Annotated in this window: 18 protein-coding genes and 2 tRNA genes; 8 read left to right on the top strand and 12 right to left on the bottom strand. The window is 44.7% G+C overall.

All coding sequences use genetic code 11. From position 1 onward, the window contains the following. Window positions 1-307: 307 nt before the first annotated feature. The 4 genes from AB7D94_RS08670 to AB7D94_RS08655 all read right to left on the bottom strand — a co-directional run bounded on the left by AB7D94_RS08670 (window position 308) and on the right by AB7D94_RS08655 (window position 6,745). Entirely contained in the window at window positions 308-1,546 is a 1,239-nt protein-coding gene (locus AB7D94_RS08670; RefSeq protein ID WP_420265403.1) for a hypothetical protein, read from the bottom strand. Further along, the gene (locus tag AB7D94_RS08665) at window positions 1,527-2,825 is read right to left on the bottom strand and encodes a carbon-nitrogen hydrolase family protein (protein ID WP_420265402.1); all 1,299 of its coding nucleotides are present in this window, start codon (window positions 2,823-2,825) and stop codon (window positions 1,527-1,529) included. Before AB7D94_RS08665 ends, AB7D94_RS08670 begins: the two co-directional genes overlap by 20 nt. A 509-nt stretch (window positions 2,826-3,334) precedes the next feature. Continuing rightward, a complete protein-coding gene (locus tag AB7D94_RS08660) occupies window positions 3,335-5,380 on the bottom strand; it encodes a thioredoxin domain-containing protein (protein ID WP_420265401.1) in 2,046 nt (681 codons plus the stop codon). 12 nt (window positions 5,381-5,392) lie between these two features. Continuing rightward, a complete protein-coding gene (locus tag AB7D94_RS08655) occupies window positions 5,393-6,745 on the bottom strand; it encodes an ArsB/NhaD family transporter (protein WP_420265399.1) in 1,353 nt (450 codons plus the stop codon). 178 nt (window positions 6,746-6,923) lie between these two features. Here AB7D94_RS08655 and AB7D94_RS08650 point away from each other — a divergent pair, with 178 nt between their 5' ends. After that, complete coding sequence (locus AB7D94_RS08650; protein WP_420265397.1) at window positions 6,924-8,222, top strand: HD-GYP domain-containing protein; 1,299 nt, start codon at window positions 6,924-6,926, stop codon at window positions 8,220-8,222. A gap of 4 nt (window positions 8,223-8,226) precedes the next feature. Continuing rightward, the gene (gene aroD / locus AB7D94_RS08645) at window positions 8,227-8,922 is read left to right on the top strand and encodes a type I 3-dehydroquinate dehydratase (RefSeq protein WP_420265396.1); all 696 of its coding nucleotides are present in this window, start codon (window positions 8,227-8,229) and stop codon (window positions 8,920-8,922) included. A gap of 115 nt (window positions 8,923-9,037) precedes the next feature. Here the strand turns inward: aroD and AB7D94_RS08640 are convergent, their stop codons facing one another. The 6 genes from AB7D94_RS08640 to AB7D94_RS08615 form a co-directional block, all read right to left on the bottom strand. Then, entirely contained in the window at window positions 9,038-9,325 is a 288-nt protein-coding gene (locus tag AB7D94_RS08640; protein WP_420265405.1) for a hypothetical protein, read from the bottom strand. Window positions 9,326-9,461: 136 nt separating this feature from the next. Then, window positions 9,462-11,063 (bottom strand): response regulator, encoded by a 1,602-nt coding sequence (locus AB7D94_RS08635; protein WP_420265395.1) that lies wholly within the window; start codon window positions 11,061-11,063, stop codon window positions 9,462-9,464. After that, window positions 11,064-11,636 (bottom strand): chemotaxis protein CheB, encoded by a 573-nt coding sequence (locus tag AB7D94_RS08630; protein WP_420265394.1) that lies wholly within the window; start codon window positions 11,634-11,636, stop codon window positions 11,064-11,066. Further along, window positions 11,633-12,616 carry a CheR family methyltransferase gene (locus tag AB7D94_RS08625; RefSeq protein ID WP_420265393.1) on the bottom strand — a complete coding sequence of 328 codons (984 nt, stop codon included), beginning with the start codon at window positions 12,614-12,616 and terminating at the stop codon, window positions 11,633-11,635. The genes AB7D94_RS08630 and AB7D94_RS08625 overlap by 4 nt, the downstream gene beginning before the upstream one ends. A 250-nt stretch (window positions 12,617-12,866) precedes the next feature. Next, a complete protein-coding gene (locus tag AB7D94_RS08620; RefSeq protein WP_420265391.1) occupies window positions 12,867-16,412 on the bottom strand; it encodes a response regulator in 3,546 nt (1,181 codons plus the stop codon). 9 nt (window positions 16,413-16,421) lie between these two features. Then, window positions 16,422-16,586 carry a hypothetical protein gene (locus tag AB7D94_RS08615; protein WP_420265390.1) on the bottom strand — a complete coding sequence of 55 codons (165 nt, stop codon included), beginning with the start codon at window positions 16,584-16,586 and terminating at the stop codon, window positions 16,422-16,424. Between the two features lie 203 nt (window positions 16,587-16,789). Here AB7D94_RS08615 and rsxC point away from each other — a divergent pair, with 203 nt between their 5' ends. From rsxC to AB7D94_RS08585, 6 genes are read left to right on the top strand one after another with little or no spacing between them, the layout of a single operon-like run. Next, the gene (gene rsxC / locus AB7D94_RS08610) at window positions 16,790-18,094 is read left to right on the top strand and encodes an electron transport complex subunit RsxC (protein ID WP_420265388.1); all 1,305 of its coding nucleotides are present in this window, start codon (window positions 16,790-16,792) and stop codon (window positions 18,092-18,094) included. 25 nt (window positions 18,095-18,119) lie between these two features. Further along, window positions 18,120-19,133, top strand: coding sequence for an RnfABCDGE type electron transport complex subunit D (locus AB7D94_RS08605; RefSeq protein WP_420265387.1), 1,014 nt, complete (start codon window positions 18,120-18,122; stop codon window positions 19,131-19,133). Continuing rightward, window positions 19,130-19,726, top strand: a complete 597-nt coding sequence (locus AB7D94_RS08600; RefSeq protein WP_420265385.1) for an RnfABCDGE type electron transport complex subunit G — start codon at window positions 19,130-19,132, stop codon at window positions 19,724-19,726. Before AB7D94_RS08605 ends, AB7D94_RS08600 begins: the two co-directional genes overlap by 4 nt. Continuing rightward, a complete protein-coding gene (gene rsxE / locus AB7D94_RS08595; RefSeq protein WP_420265384.1) occupies window positions 19,713-20,357 on the top strand; it encodes an electron transport complex subunit RsxE in 645 nt (214 codons plus the stop codon). The genes AB7D94_RS08600 and rsxE overlap by 14 nt, the downstream gene beginning before the upstream one ends. A gap of 30 nt (window positions 20,358-20,387) precedes the next feature. Beyond that, the gene (locus AB7D94_RS08590) at window positions 20,388-20,981 is read left to right on the top strand and encodes an electron transport complex protein RnfA (protein ID WP_420265383.1); all 594 of its coding nucleotides are present in this window, start codon (window positions 20,388-20,390) and stop codon (window positions 20,979-20,981) included. A 9-nt stretch (window positions 20,982-20,990) separates the two neighbouring features. Further along, entirely contained in the window at window positions 20,991-22,151 is a 1,161-nt protein-coding gene (locus tag AB7D94_RS08585; RefSeq protein ID WP_420265382.1) for a 4Fe-4S binding protein, read from the top strand. Window positions 22,152-22,401: 250 nt separating this feature from the next. Here AB7D94_RS08585 and AB7D94_RS08580 read toward each other — a convergent pair. Next, a tRNA-Arg gene (locus AB7D94_RS08580) sits at window positions 22,402-22,475 on the bottom strand. 66 nt (window positions 22,476-22,541) lie between these two features. Further along, a tRNA-His gene (locus tag AB7D94_RS08575) sits at window positions 22,542-22,618 on the bottom strand. Window positions 22,619-22,727: the final 109 nt, after the last annotated feature.

Here is a 22,727-nt window from a genome sequence, read left to right as displayed (position 1 = left end):
TTCATGGGCGGGGGCGAAGATTGACTCTATTCATGTATGTTTCGCTGGAATGACAAAATGAGGCCGGAATGACAGACTAAGAAAAGGACAGTCCAGAAATCGTTACAACTTCCCATGATAACTTGTTTTATTCGTTAGAACAAAATTATCGTGCAACTAATAATGTAATAGCAAAATAGAAATGTCCTTGTTCAATATTGGGATTAAGTATCATGAGGGGACACGGAGCTACCTGTTGACATATTTACCACATTGGAACAGTAGCCCATCCACTCAATTTTAGATTACTTGCCTATTGACGATGCTGTTACTCAGTTTTCTTTCGGTCATCAAAGTGAATCAGGAATTGCAATGCAGTGTTGGTATGTTTTAAAAGTTCATCCGCGTATTGTGAAACCTTTTTATTTTTAAAATATTTTTCCTCATAAGCATGAGAGAAATTGTTCCTTTTTTCGGCAAAGAAATTTAGTTTCTTCTTTAAGCAGAATAGAGTTTCTTCATCCCACTTATTTGCAGTATTGACTGGGCCGACTTCTTTTTTATCTTTATAATATGCTATAGCCTCCTTAATTAATTCACCCATATTTGTTGTGCCTGTACTTGGTCTATTTGGTGTTACACTATTTAGTTCCACTGAAAGCGTTTTTTCGATCTTCATCCCTATGTCTGTTACAGTCGAGATGCAATAATGCTTTATGTTTCTATCAAATAATCCTTCATCAATTATTTTATCGTTTTTAAGAGATGTGCATATACCATAGATAAAACTCACAAGTCCGCGAAGCCACTCACTCTCCTGTATTTCTTCATTTTCTGCGGACATAGACCGGTCGTTTTGTTGTCTTTTCTTACATTCTTTGAAAAAATTAATTATTTCAACAATTTTTTCCCTTTTCAGTTCCTTAATAATAAATGGATGAGGGTAATTATATGAAGTATAATTTCCTATTATATCCAATACATCTTCTTGTTGTTCTCTATCAATTATAGTTGTTTCATATAGTACAGGACATTTGGCATCACTGAGATATTCTATTGGTGTAACGACTCTGGTTGTGCACTTAATATATTTATGATTGGCAGAAAGACCATGAATTCTTTCTACAATTGTCTCCCCTACATCGGGGAGACCTCCAACCAGATGAAGAATATAAGCACCTTCAAATGGGTGAATACTTTCTTTTTTTACATATTCAATAGTTCTTATCTTTTCATTATCAATAAGAGATTTTAACATAGTATTTTTGAAATAATTAATATTGCCAGCATTGGCACGGTCAGTGAACTCCAGTTCCATAATGATAATAAATTCTTCAAGACCATCAGCTTTTTCGGCTGGAGTAATATCCGAAGCACAACTGACTTTTAGGATTACTTTTTTTTGTTCTAAATCGTACTTTATTTCATCGTTATTATATTTATTATCATCGTTATTATATTTATTATCAATGATATCTTTTATTGCATCAATGTTGCCTAACACATAGTCCTTTCTCACGCCACCTGCAAGGTCATCAATAAAGGTATTAAGTACCCCCGTTATCATCAACTATATCACTTGTTATATTCACTAGGTTGATATTGCGATATTTTATAACATCAGTAATAGTGTAAAATGTTTGGATTCCAGATACCTCTTTGAGTTGACTATGCCCATCTTTTAAATAGCTCTCTATCCTTTGCTTAAAAAAAGCAACATTCTCAGCATAACCTTGGAACATTAAGTCATGAACACCAAGTATCCCATGACATACCATTTTCAACGGTGCTTTTTTAATTTTGTTGCGCACATCATAATACTCATGTGTATGATATAAAGCATACATTTTGTTTTGTTCTATTTTCTTTATTATAACGTTCGGGTTGATTACATATCTATCTCCTGAACAGGTATCTTTTGAAGCGGAGCTATCTTCAATTTTGCCAGCATCATCGAAAGACAACTGCATCGAAGGATTTAGTGGAAATATTAGTTCTAAATCAAATTTAAGTTTTGCAATAATTGCCCCTTCTTTTGACTTGGCGAGAACAGATGTGAGACTATATTCAATAGTCGGGCCGATGAATTGACTTTTGCCGCAAACTTTTAGAGAGCTACTTTCTTTTGCCTCAACTGAGTTGCATAAGGCAACGACGGTACTGCAATGCCCTTGGGCAGTTCTTATAAGTACATCTGAAAGGCAATAGAATCCCCTTATATCGTGGCTGCACATCGGTACAATTATCAGTTGAGGATTCTTTTCATTCAGGGTGGATGATGAATATTTCATAAAGTCGCTGCATATGAATACTGAAAAAGACAGAGGTTTCCCGTTAATTTGATACCACGTAAAACGAAGAATCTTTTTTTCCGCATCCGGTGGATCATTTAAATATCCAGATTCTGGCGTTGATTTCGAAAGTTTATATTGATAGTATATGTTTCCATCAGGAAGGATTACAGCCGCTTTATTACTGTATTCATTGTCGTCATAAACACCTGCAACTATTATACTATGATATCTTTTGGCGATATCCTGTAAACCATTAACCATCGTTTTATTGACAGAATATTCTGGAAGGACAAAAATATCTACTTTTTCAAAATTCTTATCTTTTCTATCCTTTATCAATTCGCCAATAGAACTGATACAAGAGGTAATTCTCTTTGTTCTATTAGCAATTGCATTAGGCCTCCATTTGTAGCGATCTATACCGCCAGGTGCGGAGCTTTTGTACATTTCGGTTTCCAAAGGAATTTCTAACTGTAACAAACAAACGACGACTTCACTTTTTAAAGGAACACTTAACGGAATGTCCTCAACAGGTATGGTTCCCCGCTCCATGTTATCATCCTCCTTATCTATAAATTATATGTATCAAGCCACCGTTTGTATTATATATTATAAAATAAGGTTTGTCAATTGTTTTTTTATAAATATTATACCATGAGACGAGAAATGTGTGGTTTGTCTGGTAACTACATATATTTATAGTAATAATTATAGAAACATAGATAATATAGGTTTATACCCGATAAAAATATAATATGTTACGTAAAGGTAACGTTTTACAATATTGTATCATGTTACGCAAAGGTAACATCTCTCGCCGCTATAAATATTTGAGAATCAGCTAAACCCGCTAAAATAAAGGGAAAAAGTATGTCGGCTGAGGTCGGTAGTACCACGTAAAATTCACCGTTCACTATGTTGCGTGATGTCTTTTCCTGGATTTAGGCAGACAGTTGTTATCCCAAATTGCAGACAAAGGAGTAATAGGAGCATCCTTCGACAGGCTCAGGATGATTCGATTTTTATAGAAATCTTCTTACTTCTGTGACCGCATTTTGGTCTTAACGTATCAGCATCTTAAGTGAATCGGCTATCTCTGTTTCCGGCGCGTGGCAGGCATTATCTACGCATACATAGATTGCCGGTTTGCCGTCAATGTCTTTCATGTCCTCAGTGTAGGATATGATACTTTTTACATCCCGCTGTTTTAGGACAAAGACTGTATTCGGTAGAAATTTTTGCCCAAGTGTTCTAAGAATATCCCTTGATTGTCTTTCCTCTCCGGCCACTACTACTTCGCTTTTTCTGCCAAGGGCGAGGCCCGCTGATAGCGCGAAAAATGGATACGCCGCAGGGTGCTTTATGGCCTGTCCGTAAAACGCGTCTATAAGCTCGTTTGCTTTTTCCTCAAGTTTGTGGTCGCCGAGGATTCGGGCAAGCCTTATCATATTGTATAGGGCGATGGAATTGCCCGATGGTATCGCGCTGTCGTAAAGTTCCTTCTGGCGCGCTATCAGCGTTTCAGAGTCCTTGTCAGTAAAGAATAGGCCGCCGAAGTTGTAATCCCAGAAGTGATCAATCAGATAATCAGTGTACTTTTTTGCCGATACCAAATAGCCTTCGTCAAAAGTTGCTTCATATAGTTCTATCAACGCCCATATGAAAGAGGCATAGTCGTTAATCGTACCAGCTATCGCACATTGGCCGTCTCTGTAACGGTGCAAAAGGCCGACTTGCCCTGTTGCCATAGTGTATTCAATAAACGAGACCGCCTCAGAAGCCGCCAGGATCAAACTATCGTCACTAAACGCACGGCCAGCTATCGCCAAGGCCGCCGCCATGAGGCCGTTTAGGTCTGTCAGTATTTTATCGTCTTTATGGGGGTGAGTTCTCTTTTGCCGTGCGTCGTAGAGTTTCCTGACAGCCCCGCGAATGAGAACTTGCTCCTCTGTCGTAAGTTCGTTTTCAGGCTTCACCATGTGGAGGATATTCTCCACGTCTTCCCCGCCGGATTGTGAATTCACTTTCACATCGAATATGTTAATAATAATATCCGCCTCTTCAGGGGTGAGGGCTGCCCTGAGCTCATCGTATGTCCAATAGTAAAACTTGCCCTCGACACCCTCGCTCTCCGCATCCTCGGCCGTATAAAAAGCCCCCTCACTGCCGCGCATATCCCTCAGCACATATTCAATAATCTCGTATGCCGTTCGTTTATAAAACTCATCTGCCGTTACCGTGAAGGCCTCCGCGTACGCAATCAAAAGAAGCGCCTGGTCGTAGAGCATTTTCTCGAAATGGGGCACATGCCACGAGGCATCGGTGCTGTAGCGATGGAAACCGTACCCGATGTGGTCGTAAATCCCGCCCATGCGCATTGATTTGAGAGTCTTATTCACCATGTCAAGGGCGGTGGCATCTTTGGTCTCAAAATAATATCTCAGGAGAAATAGAATATTGTGCGGCACGGGGAACTTTGGGGCGCTGCCGAATCCACCGTAAGTATTATCAAATGAGGACGAGATGCCGCGATAGGCCTTTTCTGTTATTTCAGTACTTGTTGTGTGCGCGCCGCCTGTGGTATTGACCGCGTATTGCTGTATTTGTTGTGTTATCTGCTCCGCCATCCTGATAAGTTCATGGCGCTGCCGCTCCCATATTTGTTTCACTCGGGGAATAAGGGAGAGCATTCCAGTTGCCTCGCCTCTGCCGCGTTTGGGGATATATGTGGCGGCAAAAAACGGCCGGCCATCGGGAAGCATTATAATCGTAAGTGGCCAGCCGCCTCCTCCCGTTAACATCTGGCAGGCTGACATATAAATAGAGTCTATATCGGGGCGCTCCTCTCTGTCCAGTTTTATGGAAATAAACGCGTCGTTCATAAGGGCGGCAACCTCTGGATCCTCAAATGATTCACGTTTCATCACATGGCACCAGTGGCAGGTTGAATAACCTATTGAAAGAAATATGGGTTTGTCTTGCGCCTTTGCCGCCGCAAATGCCTCATCAGTCCACGCATACCAGTTGACGGGATTTTCGGCGTGCTGAAGCAGGTACGGGCTTTTTTCGTCTTTCAATCTATTTTCTTTCAATCTATTCCTTGTCATCTCCTCATCTCCTCACAACACATAGTATCTGATCCAGATATACGCAGTAGAAATCAACACTGTTAATATCATAATGGGAAAGCCGTATAGGAAGAATCTGAAAAATGTAATCTTCCTACCCGCGCGTCCCGCCATTCCTACTATGATGACGTTTGCTGATGCCCCGATTGCGGTACCGTTGCCGCCCAGACACGCACCAAGGGCAAGCGACCACCATATCGGCATCAACTCATTGTGACGCATCAACTCAATACCACTTTGCCCGGGCCATAGATGCTCTGCCATGTTTACTATCAGCGGGTTCATGGCGGCCACGTATGGAATATTATCCACTATCGCCGAGGCAATCGCCGAAAACCACAGCGTAACCATACTTGCGGCAAACAGGCTGCCATGAGTAATGGCAAGCACTTTTACTGATGCCATCCTTATCAGTCCCACCTTTACCACACCGCCCACTATGACAAATAATCCTATAAAAAAGAAAATCGTAGGCCACTCTATCTCGGCCAGCACACGGCGCGGGTTTTTTACATTTGACAGCAGAAGGAGTAGTCCTGCCCCGAAGAGGGTTACAGTTGCCGGTTCGTAATATAAAACCCTATGAAATACAAACCCAACTAATACCAGCGCCAGCACAAATACCGATTTCTTCAGCAGGACAGGGTCAGTTATGACATTTGCCCCGTCCATCTGAAAGATCATCTGCTTTCTTTCCTCAGTCGTATGGAGCCTCCGGCCAAACACTATCCTTATTATTAATACCAAAGCGGCCATTATGATAACTATGACAGGGGTAAGGTGGATGATAAAATCCATAAAATTAAGATGTGCCTTTGAGGCAATCATAATATTGGGTGGGTCGCCGATAAGCGTGGCGGTGCCGCCGATATTTGAGGCAATGGCCTCCATAATGAGAAACGGCACGGCGTCAACGCCAAGGGCGTCGGCAATAATTATCGTCACCGGAGCTATCAAAAGAACCGTCGTCACGTTGTCCAAAAAGGCGCTCAACACTGCCGTCATGACGGTTAATATAATCATTATTCGTACGGGGTCACACTTGCCCAGCCGGGCGCTTTTTATGGCTACGTATTCGAATACACCTGTTGGCTTCATTATGTTTATTATAATCATCATAGAGATAAGGACAAATATTACGTTCCAGTCCACACCCAGCGACTCAAGATGAAAGGCCTCATGCTGCGTCAACACCCGAAGAACCAGCATAAGTGAAGCCGCAAAGATGGCCGCAACGGTCTTGTGTATCTTTTCGTATGCAATCATTGCGTAGGCGATAACGAATATGGATACCGCAGCCCAAAAATCAAAGCCGCTCACCGGTGACTGTGTTGTTTCAAACATTTGAAGCCCCTTGATTCATTTCATTGTCAATCATGATAATATTAACATTTTCCCCAGTCTGCCCACAATTTATTCGGCGCGCAGCATCATAAGACGCCCCATAAACTGACACACGCCCCGTAAGCCCGGCGTTCGAATTTATGTTTCACAAACATCAATACACATGCTATAATACCGCATGGAAATGTTGTCTAACATGAGGGTCAAGCTGGGGGCGCTTCTGGCTACATTTTCCAAGACCCTTGATTATGTGGACAGGACGCTGTCAAGCCACCACCTGAGGGTTGCCATCATAGCGGACGATATAGCTAAGGCGTACGGGCTATCGCTTCAGAGCCGACGGGATATTTTTGTTGCGGCCACCCTTCACGACATCGGAGTTTTTTCGCTTCGTGAGAAACTTAGTCTGGGCGAGTACGATATCAAAAATCCTTACGAACATGCCGAGAAGGGTTACTGTATGATAAAAGAGTTTGTTGTATTGAGTGATGCCGCCCCAATAGTCCGTCATCATCACACCAGATGGGACGATGGAAGGGGGCGGTACTATGGTCAGGAGGAAATCCACCCGGGCGCTCATATCATCCACCTGGCTGACAGAATTGAAATCTTATTAAATAAAGGCGACGAGGTGTTAAAGCAGAAAGACCCTATTGTTAAGGCCATAAGGGCGCGCACCAATACGCTGTTTAATCCACGCCTTGTTGAGGTGTTTGCTGATCTTTCAGAGAAGGAGAGTTTTTGGTTTGACGCGTCGTACTCCGAGGTGGATGAGTTGATATTTAACAGTGAAGTCATACCCGAAAAAGAACTCAACTTAGATGAGCTTGAGGAGATAGCGCGGCTCTTCAGCCATGTAATTGACTTTAGGAGCGTGTTCACGGTGGTACATTCGGCAGGGGTCAGCGAGGTCGCCAGCACGCTGGCGAGGCTTGTCGGGTTCTCTACTATTGAGTGCAGGTTGATGGCGATAGCGGGGCATTTACACGACATAGGAAAACTGGCCGTGCCTACAGAGATATTAGAAAAGCCAGCGAAGCTCGAAGAGGCAGAGATGAACATAATGAAGACCCATACCTATTACTCGTACACTATTCTAAATTTGGTGAAGGGGTTGGAGACGATTAATATGTGGGCGTCCTTTCATCACGAGAGAATGGACGGCGCTGGCTATCCATTTCATTTCAAGGGTGATAGCCTGCCCATTGGCTCAAGGATAATGGCCGTGGCGGACGTGCTTACGGCAATCTCAGAGGACAGGCCATACAGAAAAGGGATGGACAAAGAAACGGCGCTGTTTGTAATCCAGGACCTCGGCAGCAAAAACGCCCTCGACAAAACAATAATTAAAACGGCTGCGGCTAATTTCGATTATTTAGATGAGGTCAGACACGATGTCCAGGAGCTGGTAAGACAAGAGTATACGAATCTAAAAACAGGGATATGTTTTCCCGATAGCCACCCCCAAAATACCTGACGATATGCCACAAATAAAAATAGGCAGCCTGACCCTAGGCCCCAGACCCCTTATCGCGGTTCCTCTTACCGACATGGATGTGTCATCTGTTGAGACATTGCAGACGGCGGATATAGCGGAGCTGAGGGTTGATATGTTTTCAGACTTGCACCTGCCGCACATAATTGATATTTTTAAAACCTTCAAAAACAAATTCCCCGACGTGCCGGTTATTGCCACATGCCGGTCAAAAGAAGAGGGTGGGGCGGCGGCAATCACTGACGCTCTCAGAGTAGAAATCTTTACCCATATCATAGACCTCACCGACGCGGTTGATATAGAGGTCGAATCGGACATATCGGCGGAAATCTCCACTTTGACCAGCAAACACAGTAAAACCCTTATCACCTCATATCACAATTTCTCTCAAACCCCTGATGAGAAGAAACTTGAGGAGGTCTATGAACAAGGCAGACAGATAGGGGCGCGCATAGTTAAAATAGCCGTTACTCCAAACAACATGACCGACATAAAGAGGCTTACAGAGTTTACATTAAACCATAGGCCCGTAGTTACTATCTCTATGGGAGCAATGGGAATGGCATCAAGGATATTTCTGCCGCTTGTGGGTTCTCTGTTTACGTTTGCCTCGCTGGAGACGGTGACTGCCCCGGGTCAGATGTCAATCGTCGAGGTCAGGAAATTCTACCAGGCGTTTTAGACAGCCGGAGTTCTGGAAGCCGCCAACGGGCGGCAGCCCAAACTCAACAGATAAAACGTTGGCAAAAATACGGGGTGAAGGGGGGGTTACCCCCCCTTCGTCGTTAATCCTTTTATTATTTGCCAATCTGATTGCTGACGCCGTTTTCCCGCTGATTGAGGGCCTTCTGCTCTTCCTTTGTTATGTGTCCGCCGTGTTGTTTGGCCATGTGGCGTTCATCCCGACGGATTTGGCGGTTTTCTTTCTTGAGTTGCTTCGCTTGATTGCGGGATATTTTCCCTTGCCTGAGTTCCTTGTTTATGCGTTTGTTTTGGTTGTGGAGGCGTTTGTTTACCTGTGTCCTGCGGGGATGGTTTTTTTGCCATTGGTTTTCAGCCATTGAAACACCGGCAAAGGACAACATGAGTATTACTAACAAAATCACAACACTTAGTCTCGGTATTCTTAACATGGGATTCCTCCTTTAACACTTAATAATTTTTGACTTGCAAGCTCCCCTACATCGTATCATTTTTTGCAATAGGTGTCAAGATAAATAATTACAGAATGTCTGCTACCTCCAAACTTATCATAAACTCCGCGCCGCCATCCACATTTTTCACTGTCAGGGTGCCGCCCATATTCGTCTCTATTATGGTCTTTGACATATACATCCCAATGCCTGTGCCTTCTTTTCCTTTTGTCGTATAGTATGGTTCAAAGATTTTCTCTATCACCTGTTCTGGAATGCCGCCGCCGTTGTCTCTTATTGAGACAATCACCTTATTTCTTTCCGCGTTGTTGCCAATTGTTATTTCTATCAGCCCGTGTGTCTTAGTGCTGGCACCTCTTTTTGAAGTTATAGCATCTCTTGAGTTGTTCAGGATGTTGAGTACCACCTGTTTAAACTCATTGGGGTATCCACGCGTGGATAATATTGTGTCTTGCCCTGTTCTTATAGAAACAGATATATTGCTTTGCTTAAATATTTGTTCGAACATTGAGAGCAGCTCTTCTATGATTGATTTGACATTGAATTGTATTTTTCTCTTTGAAGGCTTGAAGAAGTTTCTAAAATCTTCTATTGTTTGTGACATAAAGTTTACTTGACTCATCGTTGAGGCAACCGCCATTTCCATCTGTTTCTCATCAAGTTTGCCAAAACCATAAGTATCTCTTAAATCCTGCACTATTAATCCTATAACATTCAGAGGCTGCCTCCACTGGTGGGCAATCAATCCGATCATCTCCCCCATTGCCGCCATCTTGGATTGTTGTATAAGCAATTGCTCCTGTTGGTGCCTTTTCCTGATTTCCTCCGCTACCATCCCTTCAAGATTGACATTTATGACTTGTAATTCCTCTGTCAATCGTTTCTTGTCTGTTATATCTTCAACTATGACCAGATTAAGGGATAGTTGACTTGCCCCCATCTGCAAGGGGATACATTTAAAGTTTGCCCATACTATTTTTGAATCCTTGCGAATGCATCGTTTTTCCATACTTAAAACCGAAATCTCACCGTTGGATAATCGTTTTAGCCCAAGCAGGAACTCCTCAAGATCGTCGGGATGTGTGACGTTATAACATGTGAGTGTTAATATATCCTCATAAGAATATCCAAGTATATTGCAAAAAGTCTGATTGATCTTAACAAACCTGCCGGTGGTCGGCTCCATAATGGCAATTCCAATCGGCGCCTGCTCAAAGATAATTCTGATTTCTTTTTCCAGATATTCGTTTGCCTTGGCCAACTGCTCCGACTGTTCTCTGATTAATTGTCTTTGCTTGTCAATCTTCAGAAACGCGTTTACCTTGTTTTTTAAAATCGCATCGTTTATTGGTTTTACCAAATAGTCTACGGCGCCGATTTCATACCCCTTAAAAATAAATTCCTCATTTGTGCTTACGGCGCTTATGAAAATTATCGGAATTGACTTGGTCTTGTTATTACTCCTGATTAGGGCTGCCGTCTCAAACCCGTCCATTTCAGGCATCTGGACATCCAGTATCACCAACGCGAACTCATCGCGCAGCAAACTCCAAAGCGCGTCCCTGCCGTTTAAGGCCTTCATGACACTTACCTCTGGCAGTTGACTGAGTATGGTTTCCAGTACGAGCAGGTTTTCCTGCCTGTCGTCAACTATTAAAATATTTTGCACTTATACCGCCCCCACAAGCTCATATATTTTACCGGCTATCTCTTTGACGTCTAAAATATAATCCACTTCTGTTTCTGATATTGCCGCCAATGGCATATCAGGGAATTGTGCGCTTTGGGGATTTTCCACGATTGCTGTACCTCCACGTGCCTTTATCCTCTTTAACCCCATGCTTCCATCCCTGTTTGCCCCCGTCAGTATTATCCCTATAATATGCCCCCGATATGCGTCTGAGGCACTTTCGAAAAGCACGTCTATTGAGGGACGTGAGTAATTCACATGCTCATCTACTGATAGAGAGAATGTACTGTCGTCCTCTATTAAAAGGTGATAATCCGGCGGCGCTATGTACAAGACCCCGTTTTTGATCTTTTCTTTGTCCTGCGCATATTTGACCGTTAACCGAACCTCTCTTTGTAATAAATTAATCAACTCGTCCTTTGTACTCCTATGCAGATGCAGCACCGCCGCGATGGGCAATGGAAAATCATCAGGCAGCCCCGTAAATAGCGCCCTGAGCGCTTCAATGCCGCCGGCAGACGCCCCAATAACAACCGCTTCATACCGCCTCATACAGAGTCTTTACCGGATTCGCCCCGAATCAGACAGTCCAGCTCCTCTATTTTTGATTTCACTTCGCGTATCAATTCCCCGCCCTTTGTAACAAACTCAGGGGTAACCGCGGTGTTGTCATTGATTTTCTGTGAATATGACACCGGCCTCATATTTCTCCTGTATATCTTCTCGTCTTTCAGAACCTCGTCATAATTGTCTGAAAAGTTTGAGAGCCTGATCGTCTCTTTTGAACCAAGACAAAGATAACCGCCATATTCCAGCGATTCGGTAAACAACCCAAATACCTTGTTCTGCAGCCCTCTGTTAAAATATATTAGCACATTTCTGCATAAAATAATGTTCATCTCCCCAAAGACACCGTCCGATGCCAGGTTGTGGATTGAAAATACCATGTTATGCCTTAGTGACGGGTCAATTACAGCGGAGTTGGCCTTTGCCGTGAAATAGTTGCTGAATGATTGTATCCCCCCGGCGTCTGAATAGTTGGCGGCATATTTTTTTACTGATTTTATACTAAAGACGCCATCTTTGGCGGCGCTCAGGGATTTATCGCTGTAATCGGTCGCGTAAATCATGGCCTTATCGTAAAGGCCCTCTTCTTTTAACATTATGCCGATGGAATATACCTCTTCACCGGTAGAGCAGCCCGCCACCCATACCTTTATATAGGGCAGACGCTGTAACGAGGGGAAGACATCTTTTCTCATGGCCTGAAAAAAATCAGGGTCCCTGAACATCTCCGTCGTGCTTATCGAAAAATCTCCAAGCAGCTCTATAAAAAAACCTCTGTCATAGATTACCCTCTCAATTACCTCCGTTATCTTTTTGATTCCGGCAATTGACATTCTGTGCCTTATCCTTCTTTTTATCGAGGCCTTTGCATAGCTTTTAAAATCATATCCATATTTTACACTGATTGCCTCAAGAAGGAGCCCTATCTCCAAATTCTCATTGTCTTCGTTATCGTAGTAATCCACTCTGGTTATCTCCTGATTTTACTGAGCCAATTGCAAAATACCTCATACTTAGTTGCGATCATAAGTGAATTTACCCTTAGTCCGTCATTCCGGCTTGTCCGGAATCGGTCTCTCCACTATATCCTCAAGCCAAATAAGATTCCAGACAAGCCGGAATGACGGCAAGGCAAGCCGGGTGGAGACAATTTTTTGTCACGGAGTGAAATGGGCAAACACAAATTGGAAACATTATTCATTTTTCAATTTGCTCCTACTGATACAACCAAATTCGCAGAAGTGACAGCAGCCTGTCTTTGTCTATTGGTTTGGACAGGTAATCATTTGCCCCTGCCTCAACGCATTTAAGCCTGTCTTCTTTCATTGCCTTTGCGGTCAGCGCTATTATCGGTATATCCCTGTATTGTTTTACCTTTCTTGCCTCTTTTATCGCCTCATATCCATCCATCTCCGGCATCATTATATCCATCAGCACTATGTCTATTGCGTCGTTTTGCTTTAATATTGAGATACACTCAACGCCGTTTTTTGCCACGAGTACGTTCATCCCTTTGTCCTGGAGTATGCTCATCAGGGCAAACACGTTTCTTGAATCATCGTCGGTTATCAGCACGTTCTTGCCCTTAAAAATATGCTCTTTATCGTAAACCCGTCTGAGGATGTTTTGCTTTTCCTCTGGCAATTGCGCCTCGATAATATGCGAAAACAGCACTATTTCATTAAGCAGCCTGTCCAATGATTTTACCGTTTTAATCACTATCCTCTGTGCATACATGCTTAACCTTATCTCATCCCCAACGCTTAACTGTCTGCTGTTATATATTATTACCGGTATACCATTTAATTGCTCTATGTTTTTTATTTTATCAAGAAGAGTAAAACATAACGGTTCGCTTCCTGAAACATTCATAACAATGCAATCGTACCCGTTTGACTCTATGTCTGTTTGCGCCTTTTTTGCCGACATATAAACGGTGTCCAGTCCCATATCTGTTAAAAGTTCCTTAAGCGCCGCCTCCTGTTTGGCATCCAGGTTAACCGCCATTACCCGCCGCCTTCGCACTGAGAAAATACTCTCTATTCTATTAAATGCCTCCCCGATTCTTTCCATATTAACCGGTTTCGTCAGATACCCGACGCTGCCAGATTTCAGGGTGTCTATGTCTTTCTCCGACGCCGACATTATCTGAACTGGAATGTTGCGCGTCTCTGAGGATTCTTTCAACCGTTCAATTACCGCCCAGCCGTCAATATCAGGCAGGGCCATGTCCAATATTATTGCCTTAGGTTTATATTTACGCGCGCAGTCAATGCCTTCCATGCCGTTTAGAGCTGCTATCCCCTTATAACCTCTCTCCCTGCTTATATCCAGTAATATCTTTGCAAACGCCGTATCGTCTTCTATTATCAAAATAGATTTCTCACCAGCCGCCGCACTCTCTCTGTCGTCTTCAATCTCGTTACCGTTTGCCTGGGGTTCTCTTCTTATTGAAATTATTGGGGTCAGCGTTTTCTTAGGGGTATCTTCAATAGAGGCAACATCTTTTAAATCCGGTATGAGCATGGTAAAGGTACTACCGAAGCCGAAATCGCTTTTAACCAGTATCTCGCCTTTCAGTAGTTTTGCCAGTTCTCTGGATATTGTCAGGCCAAGCCCTGTGCCTCCGTATTTTCTGCTTGTTGAGCCATCGGCTTGTTTAAATGCCTCGAAAATAACTTCCAGTTTGTCGTGCGGGATTCCTACGCCTGTGTCGGAGACGCAGAGCGACAATCCGCCGCCGTGGGGCGCATTGTCTATTGTTACCGCTATAGAGCCTTTTTCTGTAAACTTGATGGCGTTTGACAGCAGGTTTCGGATTATTTGCTCCGTCTTTTGTATGTCGGTATGAATTTGCTTAGGTGCGTTTTCTAATACTGCCACCTGCAGTGCCAGTTTCTTTTCCTCAGTAAAAGGCAAAAAGTTGTTCTCTATAAATGTCTTTATGCTGATAGTCTCCATAGCCTCGACATGTAATTCCACCTTGCCGGCCTCAATCTTTGAAAGGTCTAAAATATCGTTTATAAGACTCAGCAGGTCCTTGCCGGAGGAGTAAACCGTTCCCGCACATTCTATTTGTTTTGGCGTAAGGTTGCCGTCCTTGTTTTCTGAGAGAAATTTAGACAGCAGGAGTATGCTGTTAAGAGGTGTCCTCAGTTCGTGCGACATGTTAGCCATAAATTCAGACTTATACTTGCTCGTTATTTCGAGTTCTCTGGTCTTTTGAAGGTTATACTCCTGATTTCTTTCAAGCTCTATGTTTGTTTTCTTTATCTCGTCCCGTTGTTTTTCCATCAGTTTTGAGTGTGCCTCAAGCTCCTCGTTTGCCTGCCTTAGCTCCTCTTGTTGTTCCTGAAGCTTGCTTTCAGACATTTTAAGCACCTTAGTCTGACTTGCCAGGATTTCATTATTTGCCCGCAACTCCTCCTGTTGCACCTGAAGTTCCTCGGCCTGGTTTTGGGTCTCCTCCAAAAGCGCGCGCATTTTATCGCGTGACTGTGCAACGCTGAAGGCTATGGCAATTCCCTCAGAAATGGCATTCATAAATTCAATCTGATCATCTGTAAACAAACTAAACAACCCAAGCTCTATCACGCCTTTTACATTGCCGTTATATAGAAACGGTGTAACTAATATGTTTGCTGGCGCTCCATCACCCAGCCCCGAGGTTATCTTTATATAATCCGCCGGTACCTCTGTCAACAAAATGCTATGCCTTTCAAGTGCCGCTTGTCCTATTACTCCATCGCCAGGGGCAAACTCGTTAGAAAGATTTTTGCGCTTGCTGTATGCGTACGTGCCAGTCAGCTTTAGGGTGCCTTGTCCCTGAGTAAGGTAAATCGCCCCTATACTAGCCCCCATATATTCTGAGATTGACGTTATCAGGTTTTGGGCGAGGGTGATAATGTCCTGCTCTCCACGCATAACTGAGTTTATTTGGGCGTAACCAGATTTCTTCCAATCCTCTATATCTCTTGCTGATTTATTACTACGTAGCGTCTCTACCATCTGATGAAATGATTTAGACAACATACCAATCTCATCCTCAGCCGAGACATCAATTGTTACATTGAAATTCCCCGAACTTATTTCTCTTGTTACACCCAATAACCGCGAAACCGGAATGGTAATAATTCGCATAAAGACAAACGACAATGCAGCGCATAAAATAATCGCTATTCCTAAGAGAGAATATAGGATATGCTTAGACTCCTCGTTTGATTTCTGTGTGGCTTCATAGAACGAGGCTGCCTTGTTAGAGGCAAAGGTGTTCGCTTCTTCTATTAACTTTTCATTCGTTTCGGCATAATCATACATTTTACTGTCTAACAAATTAATAGCCTCAGCCTTTTTACCCTGTAACAGCAGATCAAAATAATCATCGTCAAGTGAAGTATATCTAATAATATTACTACTAATTTGTTGTATTAAGCTCTTATCGCCCAAAAACAGATTTTCTACGACTGCAAGATCATCTATTATCTTAGGTTTAAGAGACGCTACCTGCGTTTTAATTTCTATAATTTCATTGTTATTGGTCGCAAAATATACCTTTCTCAGTAAAAATCTGATTCTGAAACTATTCTCACTGATGGCATGTAATTTGTGTCTTACCGTAATGGGGTGTTCATACATGTGCTTGGTTTGATCAGCCGAATAGTTTAGTTTTCTTATTGAATATAAGGATAGCAGAAGAAAAACAAGCAATAAGAGCAGATATCCTATGATAATACGAGTTCCCACTTTTAGATTTTTGATCATCTGCTTCTCCTATTGGGGCGTCGCGCCCCCATGCCTCCACATGGCTATCATCCCACAGGACACCCCCCGACAGAGCCTGCCTCTGCCAGTATAGGATAGCATCTGCGGAGTCTCTGTGTCAATCCCGCGAAGCAGGGCAAACGCATTAGAAATTGCCTCCCTTATTTCTGTCATTCCGGCTTGTCTGGAATCTGTCCCTATGCCTCAGAATATGCACAATCATCATAAAACTCCCACTAAAGGGAAGATTCCAGACAAGCCGGAATGACGGACTAAGAATAGGACATTTCTACTTTGATGTGACATTTCGTGAAAAACGTCTTGACATACGATAAAATATAATGTTATCACATACGGTAGCGTTTTGGAGGATATAAGTGAGTACGTTTACATTGGGCGGTATACATCCGCCTGAGCATAAGGAGTTGGCGTGTGGTGTGGCTGTTGAGGTGTGTAAACCCCCTCAGAGGGCCGTTGTCCCGTTAAGCCAGCACATTGGTGCGCCGTGTAAGGCTCTGGTTGAAGTCGGCCAGCGCGTTGTTGCCGGTCAGTTAATCGGAAACCCCGAAGGGTTTGTCTCTGCCCCCGTACACGCCTCCATCGCGGGGAAAGTAACAAGCATTGAGGCCTTTCCCGCCCCCATCGGCAGGATGGTGCCGTGTATTGTTATAGAAAACGATAAATCAGATGAATGGGCGGTTTTTGAAGACGACCCAAACTACATGGAGCGCGCCGCCGACGTATTGAAGGGCCGCATTAAGGCCGCGGGTATCGTAGGCATGGGTGGTGCGACATTTCCAACCGTCGTGAAATTATCCCCCCCTAAGGAAAAAAAGATTGACGCCGTTATAATCAACGGCGCAGAGTGCGAGCCATACCTGACCGCAGACCACAGGGTCATGCTTGAAAGTCCCAAAGAGGTGGTCGGGGGCCTTAAAATCCTGATGAAGGTACTGGGTCTGAACAGGGGTTATATCGGAGTTGAAGAGAACAAACCAGACGCCATAGAGAAGATGAAGGCCGCCACATCAGGCGATAAAGATATTGAAGTTTACACACTTGTCACAAAATACCCGCAGGGCGCTGAGAAGATGCTTATTAAATCAATCCTGAACCGCGAGGTACCGGCCGGGGGGCTGCCCATGGATGTCGGCGTGGTAGTGCAAAACGTCGGCACCGCGTACGCCATTTATGAGGCGTGCCGAGCTGGGAAGCCGCTGGTGGAGCGGGTGGTCAGCGTAACAGGGCAGGGTGTGGTGTCACCAAAAAATCTGAAGGCAAGAATAGGCACCCCCGTGGCGCAGCTCCTTGAGGTGTGCGGCGGCCTGAAAGGCGGTGCGGTTAAGGTAATCTCAGGCGGCCCGATGATGGGCTTTGCTATATACGACCTCGACACTCCGGTAACTAAGGGTACATCCGGCATCGTGGTTATGGAGGATAATCAAATAGTTCATCGTGTAAAGTTCAACCACTGCATCAGGTGTGGGCGGTGTGTAGAGGCGTGTCCGATGGGGCTGATGCCTCTGATGTTGAGTGTTTATTCGGAGAAGGGTTTATACAGCGACGCGAAGGACTATCACCTGTTCGATTGTTTTGAGTGCGGTTCATGCACATACGTATGCCCGTCAAAAAGACCGATAGTCCAGCAGGTAAGGCTGGCCAAGACAATGGTAAAGCCATAATGAAAAAGATTAAGGAAGATAAATAATGGAACTACAAGGCCAGAAACAAGGACTTATCGTCTCGGTAAGCCCTCATATAGGGAGTGAGGAGACGGTACCGAGGATAATGTGGACTGTGAGTATCAGTCTGCTGCCGGCCCTTGCGATGGGGGTATATTATTTCGGCCCTAAGGCGCTTTATGTGACGGCACTGTGTATAATCGGCTCGATAGTGAGCGAGTGCTTTGTGCAAAAGGTCGCGGGGAAGGAGAGAACCATTGCCGACGGGAGCGCATTTCTTACAGGGCTTCTGCTGGGTCTGAACATGCCTTCAACGGTGCCTTTTTATATACCGCTTGTGGCCTCGTTTGTAAGCGTGGGGATAGCGAAGCAGTTATTTGGCGGGCTTGGCTATAATATATTTAATCCAGCCCTGATTGGGCGTGCCTTTGCCCTGATAACATGGACGCGCGCCATGACAACATGGGAGATTCCCGACGCGGCCTTTACGTTTACGTCCATAAATGCTAAGACAACGGCCACGCCGCTTGGAATTCTCAAAGAAGAGGGCATGGGTAAATTACTTGAGGTATTCGGTGATAAGTTAAGTTTATATAAGGAACTTCTCATAGGGCACAGGGCAGGGTCGCTTGGTGAGACCTCCATGATAGCCATACTGATAGGGGCGGCGTTTTTGGTGTATCGCCGGTATATTTCCCTTAGGATTCCCTTGTCGTTCCTTGCTACGGTGGCAGCGGGGGCGTGGATTTTTGGTGGCAAGGGTGGGCTGTTTACTGGGGACCCGATAGTGCATCTGTTAAGCGGCGGCCTGATGCTTGGGGCTTTCTACATGGCGACAGATTATGTAACATGTCCAACTGTCTGGAGGGGGCAGGTATTGTTTGGGATTGGGTGCGGGTTTTTAACTATTCTGATAAGATTAAAGGCGGGTTACCCTGAGGGTGTGATGTTTGCCATTTTGATAATGAACTGTTTCGCTCCGCTTATAGACAGAAGCTGCAGGACTACGGTCTTTGGGGCTAAAAAGGCAAAGAAATGAGCACGAAAGAACTGATAAAGATAACCCTGAACCTGCTTGTAATATATGTGGTGGGCGGGGTGTTGCTTGCTTTGATTTACGCCTATACGTCTCCGATAATATTCAAGAATAACGAACAAGAGAAGAAAGACGCCCTGCAAAAATTGATACCGGAGGCAGATAAAATAGAAAAACTTGGTGACTGGCATCCACACGAAAAACATGCCGAGTACTTTGCGGCAAAGAAAGACGGTCAGATTTTGGGCTATATCGTGCAGAGCTTTGCCAAGGGCTACTCAAGTTATATAAACATACTGTTTGCGGTAAACAAGGATTTGGTAGTGCAGAAGGTGAATATATTGCATCAGGCTGAGACCCCCGGACTTGGGGATGAGGTCACATCCCCGTCGTTTATAGGGCAGTTTGTGGGCAAGGACACCGAGCACCTGAAGGTTAAGAAAGAGGAGACAAAGGAGTACGTGCAGGCAATAACCGGCGCTACAATATCCTCAAGGGCAGTTACGGAGGACGGGATAAAAAATGGCAATATATTCTTAAAAAAGGTACTTGATGGGGAAAAACCTGAAGGAGAGAACCCGCATGGAAGCCACTAATCCGCAAAAATTAGATTACTGGAAGATAACCCTAAGCGGTGTCTTTAAGGAAAACGCCATATTCCGCCTGGCTATCAGCCTGTGCCCGGCGATAGCCGTAACAACGGGGTTGAGGACGGGCGTGCTGATGGGTGTTGCCGTTGTGTTTGTAAACGTGATGTCAAACGTAACGGTGTCAGTAATAAGGGCGTTCATACATCCGCGTATAAGAATGCCGATTTTTATGTTGATAATCTCTGGCTGGGTAACGGTTGCCGACTTGTCAATGGCGGCGTTTGCGCGTGAGGCGTATAAGCAGATGGGTCTGTATATACAGCTTATTGTGGCATTTGCGTCTATATTTACGAGGGCTGAGATATTTGCGAGTAAGAATAAAGTGGTACCGTCGTTTTTTGATGGCATAGGGATGGGCGTAGGGTTTATGTTTTCTTTGGTAACTATAAGTTTCTTTAGAGAGCTGCTTGGTAAGGGTACGTTGTGGGGTTTTTCCATAATAGGGGCGAAGCCGCTCCTGATAATGTTGCTGCCTACGGGCGGGTTTTTGGCAACGGGTATATTGATGGCATTTTTTAACTGGATAGACATCAGGTTTTACGGAGGCAAAGGGGCCGGTGGCGCGGGTGGCCATTAATGCGCGTCCTTATGCTAAGGGGGATATGATATGGAAAAGGAACTGACAAAACTATTTGAGATATTTATAGCGTCCTCGCTGATAAATAATTTTGTATTCACGAGGTTTTTGGGGCTTTGCATATTTTTCGGCGTGACGAAGAAGGTGGAGACGGCGGTTGGAATGAGTATAACCTTCACGGCGGTGATGATGATATCGGCGGCCATGAGCTGGGTGGTGTTTAATTTTGTAATGGTACCGCTTGACCTGACGTTTCTGAAGATAGTGGTATTCATCGGGGTAATAGCGGCCTTTGTTCAGAGTTCGGATACGATAATGAGAAAGGTATCTCCGGGGCTGTACTATAAACTTGGGGTGTATTTGGCCCTGATATCCACAAACTGTATAATACTGGCCGTGCCGCTTATAAACGCGGGTGAGCACTATACGTTTCTGGAGGGGATTACGCTGGGGCTGGGTTCAGGGCTTGGCTTTGCGCTGGCGCTGGTGATAATGGCAAGCATCAGAGAGAAGCTGGAGATTGCCGACGTGCCGGTTCCATTCAGGGGGCTTCCGATAGCCTTTGTGACGACGGGGCTTATAGCGCTGGCGTTTACGGGATTTGCCGGAATAATAACATCATAGGATAGAGAAATGTATAACTTAGATATAAATATAATACATGAGATGCTAAGTCGGCTGATTTCATTGGCAGGCCATATACCGTTGCCACTTGTAGGCGTAGGGGGTGGGATAGAGGCTAAAGAGACTGTTGATATAGCTTCGACGATAAAGTTTACGCTGATATTTATAGCGGGGGTAGGGGCGATATTTGGGTTTGGACTGGCGTTTGCGGCGAAGAAATTCTCTGTCCAGATGGACCCTCGCGTGGAAAAGGTGCGCGATGTGCTTGCGGGCGCGCAGTGTGGCGCGTGTGGATATGCCGGCTGTCAGCAGTATGCTGAGGCAGTGGTGGCGAATGCGGAAGTGAAACCGGTTCTTTGTGTACCGGCCGGTAAACATGCCGCCGAAATCATATCCGCGATAACCGGCAAGCAGGCGGTTGCGATGGAACCCGTGTATTCAAGGATAATGTGTCAGGGGGATTGCAAGAAATCCATAAAGAAATTTAAATATGAGGGTGTAAAGGACTGCCGCGCGGCGGTGCTGGCCGGTGGCGGGGATAAGTCATGCGCATATGGGTGCCTGGGGTATGGGACGTGTGCATCGGTATGTCCGTTTGACGCCCTGCATATGAACGAGTTTGACATGCCGGTGGTGGATATAAAGAAATGTACGGGGTGTAGGAAATGTGCCGAGGCGTGTCCTAAGAAGGTGATAGAGATTTTACCCGGGTCAAAGGCGGTGCTTGTGTCGTGCCATTCAAAGGACAAGGGCGCGGCAACGAGAAAGAACTGCCAGATAGGGTGCATAGCCTGCGGGATGTGTGTGAAGGTATGCCCGTTTGAGGCCACTTCGATTACAGATAACGTATCAAAAATCAACCTTGACAAATGCCGCGTATGCGGACTATGCGCGACGAAATGCCCGACACACGCCATAGTTGACCTCCTCTTGCCAAACAGGGGAAGGGCCGTCATCACGGAAAGCAAGTGTATAGGCTGTAATATGTGCATGAAGGTATGCCCGGTAAACGCCGCAACAGGTGAGCTGAAAAAGCCGCACACAATAGATGCGTCAAGGTGCATAGGCTGTGGAATCTGTGTGGCGAAATGCCCAAAACAGGCCATAGACGGCACATTCAACGCACAGGAAGTGTTCGAGAAGGCCGCGCTGAAAAAGCAGTCCGCATGATATGTCTATCAGGGCAAACGCATTTCTTTACACATGACACAGGGTAGGACATAGACGGTTATTTGCAAGTTAATTGCGAATAAGGCCTTATACCAAAATGCGGTACATGGAAGTGATACCGAGTTGCGGCCGAAAATCATCTTTATAAATATAATCATCTGAATAGAATCATCCTGAGCCTGTCGAAGGATGCTCCGAATTATCTCTTTGATTGCGTTTTGGTATTAATCAACGATATACAATATGTTATCGCGCCTGAGAGGATTCGAACCTCCGGCCTGAGGTTCCGGAGACCTCCGCTCTAATCCACTGAGCTACAGGCGCATATGCACTTCACAACCGGACTGCGAACTTGATGATAACCGGCACACTTCACACACCGGACTTAGATGGGGTGAGCAAGGGGACTTGAACCCCCAGCCACTGGAGCCACAGTCCAGTGCTCTAACCAGTTGAGCTATGCTCACCATCCAACGAATACTATCATATAAATGTGTTCGATGTCAATCGGGTATGCAGGGCAATGTCGTACCAAAGTAGAAATGTCCTATTCTTACCAAAATAGAAATGTCCTAT

This window comes from Candidatus Magnetominusculus dajiuhuensis (genome assembly GCF_046044395.1).
GTDB classification, from domain to species: domain Bacteria; phylum Nitrospirota; class Thermodesulfovibrionia; order Thermodesulfovibrionales; family Magnetobacteriaceae; genus Magnetominusculus; species Magnetominusculus dajiuhuensis.
The sequence above is the reverse complement of the archived record's forward strand: the minus strand, read 5'-3'. Positions and strand labels throughout refer to the sequence as shown.